Here is a 13,061-nt window from a genome sequence, read left to right on the forward strand (position 1 = left end):
GCGCCGCCACGACGTCGGCACCCTCACGTGTAGCCCGCTCTCCGGTCGCTACCGCGAGAACACCACTGAGGGCCCGCATTCGCGGTGCGCCCCGGGACCGCTTCGACGGGGGAGAGAGGGACGGACCAGGGAGGGGAGTTGCGGGTAGCAGTCGTGTGATCCGGCCACTCTGTCCACGGTTTCGGCCGCGGGCCGGGGTGGCGTTCTCGGTCGCCACGGCCTTGTTTAAGATCACTGCAACCGATTGCGGCCCGACGGGCTTCCCCACGAGGACATGCCCCCACCCGCACGAGCTACTCGTGCCCTGGGGGAACCACCTCGTGTCCTTGCTCCTGCTGAAACTTTCGGCGCAGGATCTGCTCACCTTGCATGCGCGCCGTCACATGGTGCCGCACCTTGCTGCGCGCTGGAAGCATTTCCGAGGCTCGGACGCCTCAGTCACCGAGCGCTCCGCATGGGCGGAGAGCTTGATCAGCCTTGCGAACGATCTGGTCGCCGCCGACCGCGGGAACGTGGAGATGGTGGTCGAGTGCGCGGCCACCATGGACGAGTCCAACCGCTCGGACCCCCGGCTCATCGACGTCGTGCTGGTCGGCCGCCATCGGCACGAGAACCGGCCATCCATTCAGCTCGTCGAATTGAAGCGCTGGTCCACAGTGACCAGGATCGAGCGAGCAACTGCGGAACTGGTGCATGTGCCGGGGTTAGGTGCCAAGAAGCATCCTGCGCTGCAGTTACGCGAGTACTACGAGGCGTTCACGAGCGAGAGGGGGCCCTTCGAGAACGAAGAATTCGAGTGCGGCGGGTTCGCCTACCTCCACAACGCCACGGAGGACTCCGTACGTCCGCTGCTGGGTGTGGACGCGCCCACGGGCGCGTACGCCCGGGTCTACACGGCCGACCGACGGGCCCAGTTCCTCGACGGCCTCAGGGAGAGCTTCGCTCCAGAGGGCGGTGCCTCCGAGGCCGCGACCATGTTGCGGACCATGGGGCTGAGCAATACACCGCTGCTCGACGCCATGAACTGGTCCCGGGGCGACGACACCGTCTTCCTCCTCCGCGGGCGCCAGCAGATGGTCGCGGAGCAGATCCTTGAAGCGGCTTCCAAGGTGCTTCCCGACCCGGAGCGTCCCGCGCTGGTTCCGGATGAGATGCGTGTGATCTTCCTGGTCACAGGTGGCGCCGGTACCGGCAAGAGTGCTATCGGCCTGCAGGTCAAGGCGCAACTCGAGGCGCAGGGGCGAACCGTGAAGTACGCCAGTGGGAGCAGGGCTTTCAACGCGGCCATTCAGGAGCATGTTGGTTACGGGGACGCACAGTTCAGGGAGACGTTCACGTACTTCAGTAACTTTGTCGACACCTCGGTTCCCCCGGTGGACGTTCTGATCTGCGACGAGGCACATCGCCTGCGCGATCGTTCGACGAATCGGTTCTGGACACCGGAGCAGCGGGCGAAGTGGGGGAAGGGAGCGCAGGTGGATGAGCTTCTCGACGCGTCACGCCTGACGGTGTTCTTCCTGGACGAGGGCCAATCCGTGCGGCCGAAGGAGGTCGGTACGGTCGAGCTGATCAAAGATGCAGCCGAGCGCCGCGGCGCCGACCTGGTCGAGTATGGCCTGCGCGAGCAGTTCCGCTGTGGAGGCAGTGGCTCCTACATCCGCTGGGTACGCGCCCTCCTGGGCATGACGTACGAGGAAGCGAAGCCTTGGCGGTCGGACGAGGAGCCGCAGTCCTGGAGGGCGGACGGGCTGATGCACGTCGAGGTGGCGGAGGCTCCGGAGGAGCTTGAACGGATCATTCGGACGGAGGCCGCGGCCGGAGCGTCTGCACGCATGGTCGCGGGGTACTGCTGGCCGTGGACGGAACCCGTGGGCGAGGAGAAGCGCCTGGAAGCTGATGTTCGCATCGGAGACTGGCACAAGCCGTGGAACGCGAAGAGCGAGACCTACTGCGCGGACGGGGTTCCACCGTCGGACATCTGGTCTGTCCACCCCAACGGCCTCGGTCAGATCGGCTGTGTCTACACGGCGCAGGGCCTGGAATGGGACTGGTGCGGGGTGATCATGGGCGACGACATGGTGCGTCGTGGCGATCAGTGGGTTTTCCAGCGCGGCAAGGAGCGCAAGGAAGGCCCGAATTCGGACATCAAGCGCGTAGATCTGCCCGGTTCGCTCGATCCGAAGGTCAGCTCGTCCAGCGTGGACGACGACGACTTCGCGCGGTTGGTCCGGCAGGCTTACCACGTGTTGTTGACCCGTGCGAGCCGTGCAATGGTGCTGTACTCGACGGACGAGGAGACCCGAATCTACCTGAAAAAGCTGGTTGGTCCGGTGGAGATTCACGGGCTTCGGCCCACCTGGCTGAACCTTCCGAAGGAGGCTCGCAACGCGCACCTGCCGCGGGCCAATGGGAGACGCAAGCGCAAGCGGGGCAGGTCGTCGGGCCCTGACCTGCGGCTCTTCTGATTCCGGGTGCCGGGCAGTGGAGTGGCGGGCTCTCCGGGCCCGCCACGTACCTGCTCAGAAGAACAGGTTTGCCACCGCGGTCAGCGCCGTCACCAGAAGACTGGAAACGACTCCGGCAGCGACGTCGATCAGGATTCCGAGAATCCGCTCACGACGTGCAGACTTGTATTCGACGGGGTTCATACGGCCACTCCAGGCTGTGAGTTCGGAATGGCAGGGGGCGCCCTACCGGGCAGCCACGCTCACGCCGTGTGTTGCCATACGACGGGCACAACCATTCCTCATTCACGGCCTGTTCGGCCTTGCGCATGAACTCTGTCTCGTACCCTCCGGGAAGGTGCGCAGCGAGATCATGGTAGTCGTCGACCGGGGTCGTGGCTCAGGGAATCAGCGAGCGGAGCTTCTCGCGGGTCTCAGGGTCCGTCGAGTAGATGGCCGTTCCGATCATGCCGCGGGACAGGAGCACCTTGTACGTGTTGCGGATAAGACGGTCGACATCGTCGTCCGGCGTCGCCTTCGTGAAGGAAGGATCCTTCGAGTTGGTGCGGTCGGCTACCCAGCGGTCGGTTCGCCAGACCAGGTCCGGTCCCATGATCACGCCCGACCAGTCGTACTCGAAGCCCTGGGCGGTGTAGACACAGCCGACCTGTCCGAAGCCTGCGGGATCAGTGGCCCACAGTGGTGCCGGCGGCGCGCCCAGAAGGGATCGGTCGCCGTACAGGTTCCACGGCCTTGACCAGTCGCCGATGACTACGTCTGGGGGCAGCGAGGTCATCGACGGAGTGATCTTCGTGGTCCACTTCCAGCAGTAGCCGGCGGAAAGCCGGGCGCCGTACGTCTGTGCACGCTTGTCGTTGAGGAGGTCCTCCAACTCCTGCGGGCTGTCCACCGCCAGCAGCTCTACCTTGCCGTCCGGCTCCCATTCGATCGGGCCCTCGCCCTCCAGGCCTAGGAGAGCGGTCACCCAACGCAGGTAGGCGTCACTGCCTCCGCACCGGAACTGACTGTCCAGCTCCACCAGCGCGAAGTCCACTTCTTGTTCGGCCGCAGCCTGCCTGATCTGCTCGACAGTTCCCATCTCGCCGGGACGTACCACCTGGTGTTGGTCGAGCAGGAACACCGGGACCCGGGCTGCGTCGATCAGCTCCGCCACCTGTGGACGTCCGGTGCGCAAGGTGGCCTTGGTGTAGCGGTTGGCGGAGGTTTTGCGGAGCCGGTGGGCTTCGTCGCAGACGAGCACGTCGATGTCGTTGGGCTCGGCCTCCATGAAGCTGTTGAAGTAGCGGAACAGGCGCTGGACCTCGGGTTTGCGGGCGCCCGCGACCTTACGCATGGTCTTCGTGAACGACTGCGATCCGGTGGCATGGAGGGCCGGTACCCCACGCCGGTACAGGTCGCCGAGCACGGACAGGGCGATCACGCTCTTGCCGGACCCGGGCCCGCCTGTCACGACGACCACCTGCTTGCGGTTGGAGCGACGGGCCTTGCGGACGGCGGCCATCACCGTCTCGTAGGCGAGCCTCTGCTCGTCCAGCAGTACGAACTGCTCCCGTTCGCGGACCTCGTCGGCGGCCACGGCCATCAACTGCTTGGACGGGCGCACCTTGGCCTGCAGGAGGTCGTCGGCGGCGGTAGCACCCGGCTTAGCGGCCAGCCTCGAGCGCAGGTAGTCAAGGAACGCACCGCGCTGCTCGGCGCTGAACAGGCGTCCGCGTCGATCCTCTTCGACTTCGCGCAGCCCGGCGACCCCGAACTCCGTCGCGTTGTGCAGGAAGGCCACTCCGGAGATCGAATCAGGGTTCTGCTCTAGAGCCCCGTTGAAGGAGACCATGTAGTCGCAGTAGCCCCGTACCTGCTCGATGGGGTTCAGCACGGGCTCGAGATAAGAGGAAACGATGCATCGCAGTGGATCTCCGTCCACGGGATGAGCCTCGCTCCACTGCTTGAGTTCCACGACGACGTAAGACGGTTCGCCGGAAACCGGATGCACCCCGGCCAGCACCACGTCCGCGCGCTTGCTCGTCAGCGGCAGCCCGTACTCCAGCAGCATCTCGACCTCACCCAGACCCGCTTCGACGAGGACGTGGGTGAGCGCGGGAATGCTCCGTTCCCAGGAGCGAACCTCGGCAGCGTGTGGCTTGTGACCATGCCGGTGAAGGAAGTTCTCGCTGAGAAGCTCCGCCAACCGTCCCTCCAGGGCAGTGCGGTTGGCCAAGGACGTGGCGGACTCACGGAACAGCAAGAAATCGCCCCCAGGCAGCACGGAGTAACTCGTGCGGGTGGGGGCATGTCCTTCGGTTCCACGGGACGTGGAGCGGAAGCCCGGCGGGCCGCTGAGATTGTCTTCGTCATCTTATGGCAGTACGCGAATCACGCCGCCAGGCGGTGAATCACGATCCGATGCGAGGGGCTTCGGCACTGTTCGCTGCAAGTGCAGGGCGGCACGGCGGTGCAGGCACTTGCGCGGAAGCCCGGATGGTGGCCGAAAGGGCACTCTTTCCCAGGTCGTCACAGCTGCCCACCCTGGTGCTAGAGGGGTAGCTCGCGTACAGCGCCACAGGGAGAGACCGCCATGACCGGACCGCTGTACGTTCCTGTCCTGCCGACCCGGCCGCACGCGGTCGCCGCCTACTCCCGACTCCAGCCGGACGCCCAGAACATGCTGGCGCCTGTTTGGAACCTGCCGCCGCGCCCAGGACTCCCGCCGACGGAACTTGCCGCGCAGGTCACCCGGGATCTGGCCGCGGTGTCCAAGGTTCAGCGGTACCGTGCGGCATGGGTGGATGCCCCCTTCGCGGGCGCTGAGGAGTTACCTGTACTCGCAGAGCTGATGCGGGAAGCCAGCTCCTTTGGACTGCTACGCCCGGTAACCGGGCCAGGAAGGCCCGAGGCGCAGAAGGCCATGGCACTGGAGACGGCCCGGACGAGCGGTGGCGGGTTGGGGATACGCGTTCGGGTTCTGGGAGAGTGGGACAGCCGTACCAGCGATGACGTCCGCGAACTGCTCGAGCGATCAGACCCGGCAGACCGAGTGGACCTCCTGCTGGACCTGGGCGCCGTAAGCGCCGACAGGCCTGACGCAGCAAAGGAGGCACTGCGTGCTTTGGATTCCCTCGTACCTCTCGCACCCTGGCGAACCGCCGCAGTCCTCAGCGGCGGATTCCCCAACGTCTCAGCCGATATGCTGGACCACGGATTGTGTGAAGTTCCCCGCGCGGATTGGCACGTGTGGCACGAGATAGGTGCCAGCGCTCGTTCCTACCGCAGACTGCTCAGCTACGGTGACTACGGGACGCAGCCCGCCATAGCCATCAGCCGGGTCCCCCGCTCAGGTGGTGGACCATCCTGGGGTTTTCTGCGCTACACACTGGACGATACTTTCGTGCTCGGCAGGATGCTGGCGTCGGGCAATGGCCGGACCGCCCACAACCGTGCAATTGCCGCTGAGTACCTCGCGCTTCCGGGCTTCCGGGGCCCGGCCGCCAGCAGCGGCGAAAGTTGGCTGCGTGACTGCACGCTGGGTGTAGGTCGAGGGGGGACGGGCAACTTCAGTACATGGCTGTGGGTCGGGAACGTACAGCACATGACCTATGCCGTGCGGCAAGTGTGACTGTAAAGCCCCGCGCCAACGCGCAGGACATCGATCTGCTCACGGGGGATCACCCGTAGGCGCGGCCGAGAAGCGCAAATAGGCTGCGGAGCACGGTGGAGATTGGGCAGAGAGCGCTGCGGCTGGACGGTATGCGAACCGCGGCCCGATCCTGAGGGGGGTTGTAGCCGGTGATGGTCGACCGCCGTCAAACTGCGTTTGTGGTTCTGGGCGGTGCGCAGGCTGGTCATTTAGTTGGTGAACTCGTACTTCAGCGTCAATGGTCCCAGGGACGTGGCCGTCACCCTCGGGGCGCCGGGGTCGAGCATCTAGTGTCCTTCCCGGAGGAGGGCGCCGCGCTGGACGGTGCCGCCGTGGCCAGGGACGTGCACACGATCATTGGCCTGGCGGCCTGGCGGCCTGGCGGCCTGGCGGCCTGGCGGCCTGCGGAGTAGGCGTGGGCCTCCGGCCCTCTCGCATGCGGTCGGCCGCGACCAGGGATCCGGTTCTGCGAGGTGTTCCCTAAGGTGAATCTGCCTGACCTGGCCCTGTCCTTCGCCGACCGGGACCGCTCCCCGGCGTTGGGCGCTTTCCTCGACACCGTCCGCAGATCCTGCCCCGACGTCGGTACCGCCCTTGACCGGCGCCTGGGCCACGCATCAGTACTGCACCGGTTGTCCTCAGGCGTGACGGTGCACCCAAGCGTGTGGGAACGCCGCATCGCTCATGTGAGGGGGTGTCCGGGACCGGGTGCCCGGCGTGTCCGGTTCAGTCCTGGAGGGTGATGAGCCAGTCGGTCAGCAGGCGGTTGACCTCAGCGGGGCGTTCCTGCTGGATCCAGTGACCGCAGCCTTCCAGCAGGTGGGAGGCGAACAGGGCGGGGAGGGTGGTGGGGTAGGCGGCGATGGCGTCGGCCATCCAGGTGGTGGAGGCGTCGAGGGCGCCGCCGATGAACAGGGACGGCTGCTTGATCGGGGCTCCGCGATGAGGGGCGAGGTCTTCCCAGTCGCGGTCCATGTTGCGGTAGCGGTTGAGAGCGCCGGTCAGGCCGGTGCGCTCGAACTCAGCGGCGTAGACGTCGAGGTCGTCCTCGCTCAGCCAGGCAGGGAGCCTGCCTGCGGGGAAGCGGTCGCGCAGCCGGCCGCCGTGGGTGACGAAGTGCGGGTCGGGGTCGCCCTGGGCGGGCATGGTGTCGGCGGACAGCGCCGCGTAGAAGCCGGCGAGCCAGCCCCGGACGTCGGGCTCGATCTCCGCTTCGGCGCGCCCGGGCTCCTGGAAGTAGGAGACGTAGAACTCCTGCTCAGGGCCGCCGATCTGGCCGAAGATGTCGGTGGGGCGGGGACCGCCCGGCGGTGCGTAGGGGACGCTCAGCAGGCCGACGGCGCGGAAGACTTCGGGGTGGAGCAGGGCGGAGGAAGCAGCGATGTCGGCTCCCCAGTCGTGGCCGATGACCACCGCGCTCTCCTCCCCGAGGGCGTGCACCGCGGCCACGTTGTCCTGCACCAGGTCGAGCATCCGGTAGGCGTCGGTCGCGGCGGGCTTGGAGGAGCGGCCGTAGCCGCGCACGTCGATCGCCACCGCCCGGTAGCCGGCGGCGGCGAGGGCCGGGAGCTGCCGGCGCCAGGAGTACCAGGACTCGGGGAAGCCGTGAACGAGCAGGACCAGCGGGCCGGTGCCCTGCTCGACCAGGTGCAGGCGCCCGGCCGGGGTCTCGACGGTGCGGTGGCGGAGCTCGGCGGTCGGTTCGGGCTGCATGGCCTTCTCCTCGGTTCGCGGGTCGGACGCGGTTACCTGTCGATCATGCGCTGCGGCGGCCCCACGACGCGATCAGCATTGCCATTCTGGCAAGCTCGCAGTTCAGGGCGGTTGAGCGCTGAGGCTGGGAGGAGCGGGAACGGTGGCAGGCGACGACCTGGACGGCACTACGGCGGCGATGGGACCCAGACTGCGAGCCGCGCGCGAGCAGCGCGGCGCCACGCTCGCCGGTATCAGCCGTGCGACCGGCATCTCGCCGAGCACGCTGTCGCGGATCGAGACCGGTCGGCGCAAGCCCACCCTGGAGGTCGTGTTGCAGCTGGCGAAGGAGTACGGCGTCTCCCTGGACGAGCTCGCCGGTACCTCTCCCGCCCCCGCGGTCGCGCGCCGCACCACGGCGCCACACAGTTTCGGGGACGACAAGGCGGTGCTGCCGCTCACCCGGTACGTGGGCGGCCTGCACGCCCACAAGCATGTGCTGCCCGCCGTCGAGGAATTGCCCGCGCGGCCCCGGCAGGTCTCCCACGAGGGCTACGAGTGGCTGTGCGTTCTGTACGGGCGACTGTGGCTCGCGCTCGGCGACCAAGATCTGGTCCTGGCCGCCGGGGACGTCACCGAGTTCGACACCCGCACCCTGCACGGGGTGGCGAACGCGGGCCCCGGCGAGCCGGTCGAGTACCTGATCCTGTTCGGGCCGCAGGGCGAACGACTGCGGCCGCGGACCCCGCCGGCCCCCGGCCGCCGGGCGTGGTAACGCGCGGCCCCCGCGGCCTGAAGCGCATTGCGTGGCGGCATCCCCGCTGAGCGGCTCCTGGTGTTGTGCAGCGTAGGTCCGCCGGGTGGGGCCGGGTTGGGGCGAGTCGCCGTTCTCGAGAACCCCATTCCGGCCGGAGCCCGGTGTCAGAGCCTCCCGGTAGCGTGACGGCAACCAGATGCGACTCCACTGCGGGAGAACCACCATGGACATTCTGCTCATCGGCGGCTTGTGGCTCGACGGATCCGCCTGGGACGAGGTCGTGCCCGAACTCACCGCGCTCGGCCACCATCCCGTGCCGCTCACCCTCCCGGGCCAGGGCGACGGCGTCGTATCCGCGACGTTCGACGACCAGCTGAAAGCAGTTGTCGCCGCAGTTGACGCGGCCCCCGGACCGCCCTTGGTGGTAGGGCACTCCGCAGCATCGACCCTGGCCTGGCTGGCCGCCGACGCACGACCGGAGAAGGTGGCCAAGGTCGCCCTGGTCGGCGGCTTCCCCGCCGACGACGGGCGGGCCTACGCCGATCACTTCGCGATCGAGGGCGGCGCCATGCCCTTCCCCGGCTGGGATCCCTTCGAGGGCGCGGACGCCGCCGACCTGGACCAGCACACCCGGGACCGCTTCGCGGCCGCCGCCGTCCCCGTCCCCGAGGCGGTCGCCAGGGGAGTCGTACGCCTGACCGACGAGCGCCGCTTCGACGTACCCGTTGTCGTTGTCTGCCCTGAATTCACGCCTGCCCAGGCCGAGGAGTGGATCGCCGCCGGTGAGAGCCCTGAGCTCGCCCGCGTCACCCACCTCGAGTACGTGGACCTCGACTCCGGCCATTGGCCGATGGTCACCCGCCCCCACGAACTCGCCCGCGTCCTCGGAGCGGTCGCCAACTCCTAGATTCCGCGGTGCCGGCGGGCGTCACGGTTCCGGGGCCCGGACCATGCGGTGCACGGTGCCGATCGTTCCCATTCGGAGTTCCGATGGCCCGGATCGATAACACTGTTGGTACTCCCACGGCGTACGGGTCTAACGTCGTGGGAGTCGCCACGGTGCTGCCCGGCGACGGCCTCCGTCGCGGCAGGTGACCACGCGGAGCGGAACCCTTCCAGGAGAGACATGGCGAAGATTCTTTTTGTGATGACCGGTGCTGACCAGCGGACGCTGGCCGACGGTGGCAAGAAGCGCACCGGTTTCTGGGCCGACGAGGCGGTCATCCCGTACGAGGCGTTCAAGGCCGCGGGCCACGAGATCACCGTGGCCACTCCGGGCGGAGTGGTGCCGCCGGTGGACCCGGCCAGTCTCAGCGCCGGGGCCAACGGCAGTGACGAGAACGCCGCTGCGGTCCGGGCCGTGGTGGAAGGCGCTGCGGAGTTCGGTAACCCGTCGGCGCTCTCAGAGGTGCGGGTGGGGGACTTCGACGCGGTGTACGTTCCCGGCGGGCAGGGCCCGATGGAGGACCTGGCGGTCGACGCCGACTCCGGCCGCATCCTCACCCAGGCGATGGAGTCCGGCCTTCCGGTCGGCGTGGTGTGCCACGGTCCGGCCGCGCTGCTGGCCGCAGTCAAGGAGGACGGGACGAACGCCTACGCCGGCTACCGGATCACAGCCTTCAGCAACACCGAGGAGCGGCTGGCCGGAAACGCCGACACCGCGAGGTGGCTGCTGCAGGACCGGCTCACCGAAGCGGGTCTGAAGGTCGAGGTGGGCGAGCCGTGGGCGCCGCACGTCCAGGTCGACCGCAACGTCGTCACCGGCCAGAACCCCGCCTCATCCGGTTCGCTCGCCGCCGAGTTGCTCAAGAAACTCGCCGCTCCGGCGTCGGTGACCCCGTCAGGGCCGGGCAGCTGAGAGACGCGCTGACCTCCCGGCGCGCGTGGCCGGCGGGAGGTCGGCGCGTCTTCACGGGTGGGCTCGCCGAAAGGCGGACACGCAGGGGCTGCGGAACAATGACCGGGGAGAGCCGGCAGGGGCTGCGCGCGCACGGTCCCGGGAGAGATGCCGATACGCAGGTGACGCAGCCGGTGTGACCGCAGCCCGGGAGTGATCGACGAGTGAGCGGAAGCGACCAGACTCCAGGCCCGGACCCCGGGTGCCCGGAGGACACCGCCGTGCTCGTGATCGACCAGGACGGGACGATCCAGGGGTGCACAGCCGATGCCGCGGCACTGATCGGGGTCGTTGCCGAAGAGCTGCGCGGCGCCAGTGCCGACGGCCTCTTCGCCGAGCCGGGCGTCTGGGAAATGTTGCGCGAGCGCGCGACGGGGCGGTCCTGCGTCTCCGTGCGGGCCGAGTTCCGGCGCGGGTCCGGGGAGTCGCCGGCCGTGCGTCTGGACCTGCTTCCGTTGGAAGCCTCGCCACGGCCGGCCTTCCTCGTACGGGTCATGTCGCTGGCCGTCGCCGATCGTCGTGACGAGGACGAAGCACTGTTGCGGGCCATGTTCACCCAGAGCGGTATGGGCATCGCCATTCATGACGCCGACCTCCGTATGACCAGGGCCAATCCCGTCCCGGGCGAGCCCGGCCCGGTGCTTTCGCAGGCGGACGGGGGTCCGCTGGGGCAGAGCCTGAGGAGTCTGCTCGTACCCGAGGACGGTGCCCGTATCGAAGGACGCCTGCGCCGGGTCGTCGAAACCGGCGAAGCACTCACCGACTTCGTGAGCAGTGCCCGGCTCGCCGAGAGTCCCCACCGTGAGCGGAGCGTGTCCGTCTCGGCGCTGCCGCTGCGGGGCAGGGACGGGACGTTGCACGGTGTCGTGGTCACGTTCACCGACGTGACGGAGCAGGAGCGCTCACGCCGGCACTCGGCTCTGGTGGCGGCAGCCTCCTCCAGCCTCGGTCAGTCCCTGGACGTCCGGCGCAACGCGGAGGTGCTGGCCGACCTGCTCGTCCCCGAGTTCGCGGATTTCGCCGCGGTGGACGTGACGGAGACGGTCCTGGTGGGCAAGGAGCCGGGCGATCTGCTGGCCGGCTCGCCGCTGCTGCGTGTGGCGGCGGCCGCGCGTGACGGTCACTGGCCCCCTGCGCTGTATCCCCTCGACTCGGTCGTCCGGGTCCAGGAGACGGAGAGCGAGATGCTGCGCGCGGGCTCCGCGCGCTTCGCCCGGGACATCTCCGAGCTCAGGGAGCGGATCGGGGACGACGAGAGCCGCAAGCGGCTGCTGCTGGCTCCGGGTGCCACCTCGTTCATGGTCGTGCCCCTGCACGCCAGGGGCCGGGTGCTCGGTGCGGTCGCGCTCTGGCGCACGGGGGAGCGGGCGCCGTTCGACGACGAGGCCGCGGTGCTCGCCGAGGACATCGGTTCCCGGGCGGGCCTGGCGATCGACAACGCCCGCCGCTACACCCGGGAGCGCCGCATGGCCGAGGCACTGCAGCGCAGCCTTCTCCCGCAGCCGGTGCTGGCGGTGACCGCGGCGGACACCGCGGGCTTCTACGTACCGGGGCGCACGGCGGCCGGTACCGGCGGGAGCTGGTTCGACGTCATCACCCTGTCCTCCACCCAGGTGGCGTTCGTGGTCGGCACCGTCGTCGGTCATGGACTGAACGCCGCCGCTGCCATGGGGCGCCTCCAGACCGCCGTACGTACCCTCGCCGACCTCGACCCCGCCCCCGACGAGCTGCTGACTCTCCTCGACGACCTGGTCGTACGGCTCGCCGACCAGCAGCTGCCGGAAGCGAAGGACGGCTCCGTGCGCGGCGCCACCTGCCTGTACGCGGTGTACGACCCCGTCGGTGGCCGCTGCTCCATGGCGAGCGCCGGGCATCCGGCCCCGCTGCTGGCACCCGCGGACGGCGGTGCAGCCGAAACGGTGAAGCTCCCCGCGGGGGCTGCCCTGGGGCTCGGTGGTGCTCCGTTCGAACCCGTAGAACTGGACATCGCACCCGGAGACGTCCTCGCGTTCCTGGCCGGCTCGCTCGCCCAGGACGGTGCGCGTGAGGCTGTCGCCGAGCGGTTCGGGACCGGGCCGGCGCCCGGTGGGCGGCACCCGCTGCCGGTGCAGGATCTGGGGCAGGCCCTCCTCGCACCCTTCCTCGGCGAGCCGCCGGACGACGACGCGGCGCTGCTGGTGGCGCGCGTACGGGCTTCGGCCGGAGGGGCGGTGGCCGCGTGGGAGTTTCCCGCGGACATGGAGCGGGTCGCGGATGCCCGGGCCGAGACGGCCGGCCAGCTGACCCGGTGGGGGCTCGACGAGCTCGTGTTCACCACGGAACTGATCGTCAGTGAACTCGTCACCAACGCCATGCGCTACGCCGGTGGTCCGGTGCTGCTCCGTCTCATCAAGGACCGAAGGCTGATCTGCGAGGTGTCCGACACCAGCCAGACGCAGCCCCATCTGCGCAGGGCCCGTCTCACCGACGAGGGCGGCCGCGGGCTGTTCCTCGTCGCCCAGCTCACCCACCGCTGGGGCAGCCGGTACACAGCTTCAGGCAAGACCATCTGGACGGAGCAGCTCATCGAGGGCCCGGAAGAATGACCATCAGGGACGACCGGGCCCTCCGCACATCTCT

At 68.8% G+C, this 13,061-nt stretch carries 9 protein-coding genes and 1 pseudogene; 7 read left to right on the forward strand and 3 right to left on the reverse strand.

Features of this window, described 5'->3' with window-relative positions:
* Positions 1–320 precede the first annotated feature (320 nt).
* Complete coding sequence (locus tag OG379_RS28930) at positions 321–2,465, forward strand: DUF2075 domain-containing protein (protein ID WP_405665893.1); 2,145 nt, start codon at positions 321–323, stop codon at positions 2,463–2,465.
* A gap of 54 nt (positions 2,466–2,519) precedes the next feature.
* Here OG379_RS28930 and OG379_RS28935 read toward each other — a convergent pair whose 3' ends face one another.
* Positions 2,520–2,648 (reverse strand): DUF6408 family protein, encoded by a 129-nt coding sequence (locus OG379_RS28935; protein ID WP_405665894.1) that lies wholly within the window; start codon positions 2,646–2,648, stop codon positions 2,520–2,522.
* A gap of 196 nt (positions 2,649–2,844) precedes the next feature.
* Positions 2,845–4,707 carry a DNA/RNA helicase domain-containing protein gene (locus OG379_RS28940; RefSeq protein WP_405665895.1) on the reverse strand — a complete coding sequence of 621 codons (1,863 nt, stop codon included), beginning with the start codon at positions 4,705–4,707 and terminating at the stop codon, positions 2,845–2,847.
* Positions 4,708–5,037: 330 nt separating this feature from the next.
* Here OG379_RS28940 and OG379_RS28945 point away from each other — a divergent pair, with 330 nt between their 5' ends.
* On the forward strand, positions 5,038–6,075 hold the full coding sequence (locus OG379_RS28945) for a beta family protein (protein ID WP_405665896.1): 1,038 nt from the start codon (positions 5,038–5,040) through the stop codon (positions 6,073–6,075).
* Between the two features lie 293 nt (positions 6,076–6,368).
* Positions 6,369–6,713, forward strand: a pseudogene (locus OG379_RS28950) (hypothetical protein); the annotation flags it as partial.
* A 109-nt stretch (positions 6,714–6,822) separates the two neighbouring features.
* Here the strand turns inward: OG379_RS28950 and OG379_RS28955 are convergent.
* A complete protein-coding gene (locus OG379_RS28955; protein ID WP_405665897.1) occupies positions 6,823–7,809 on the reverse strand; it encodes an alpha/beta fold hydrolase in 987 nt (328 codons plus the stop codon).
* A 142-nt stretch (positions 7,810–7,951) separates the two neighbouring features.
* Here OG379_RS28955 and OG379_RS28960 point away from each other — a divergent pair, with 142 nt between their 5' ends.
* From OG379_RS28960 to OG379_RS28975, 4 genes are all read left to right on the forward strand, one after another.
* Entirely contained in the window at positions 7,952–8,563 is a 612-nt protein-coding gene (locus tag OG379_RS28960) for a helix-turn-helix domain-containing protein (protein ID WP_405665898.1), read from the forward strand.
* Positions 8,564–8,768: 205 nt separating this feature from the next.
* Complete coding sequence (locus OG379_RS28965) at positions 8,769–9,452, forward strand: alpha/beta fold hydrolase (RefSeq protein ID WP_405665899.1); 684 nt, start codon at positions 8,769–8,771, stop codon at positions 9,450–9,452.
* A 219-nt stretch (positions 9,453–9,671) separates the two neighbouring features.
* Entirely contained in the window at positions 9,672–10,403 is a 732-nt protein-coding gene (locus OG379_RS28970; RefSeq protein WP_405665900.1) for a type 1 glutamine amidotransferase domain-containing protein, read from the forward strand.
* Positions 10,404–10,663: 260 nt separating this feature from the next.
* On the forward strand, positions 10,664–13,027 hold the full coding sequence (locus OG379_RS28975) for a SpoIIE family protein phosphatase (RefSeq protein ID WP_405665901.1): 2,364 nt from the start codon (positions 10,664–10,666) through the stop codon (positions 13,025–13,027).
* Positions 13,028–13,061 lie beyond the last annotated feature (34 nt).

This window comes from Streptomyces sp. NBC_01166 (assembly GCF_045039765.1).
Classification (GTDB): domain Bacteria; phylum Actinomycetota; class Actinomycetes; order Streptomycetales; family Streptomycetaceae; genus Streptomyces.

Excerpts from the sequence above, each read along its gene's own strand:
- OG379_RS28935 (WP_405665894.1), bottom strand. The coding sequence starts at position 2,648 with ATGAACCCCGTCGAATACAAGTCTGCACGTCGTGAGCGGATTCTCGGA.
- OG379_RS28945 (WP_405665896.1), top strand. The coding sequence starts at position 5,038 with ATGACCGGACCGCTGTACGTTCCTGTCCTGCCGACCCGGCCGCACGCG.
- OG379_RS28970 (WP_405665900.1), top strand. The coding sequence starts at position 9,672 with ATGGCGAAGATTCTTTTTGTGATGACCGGTGCTGACCAGCGGACGCTG.
- OG379_RS28965 (WP_405665899.1), top strand. The coding sequence starts at position 8,769 with ATGGACATTCTGCTCATCGGCGGCTTGTGGCTCGACGGATCCGCCTGG.
- OG379_RS28955 (WP_405665897.1), bottom strand. The coding sequence starts at position 7,809 with ATGCAGCCCGAACCGACCGCCGAGCTCCGCCACCGCACCGTCGAGACC.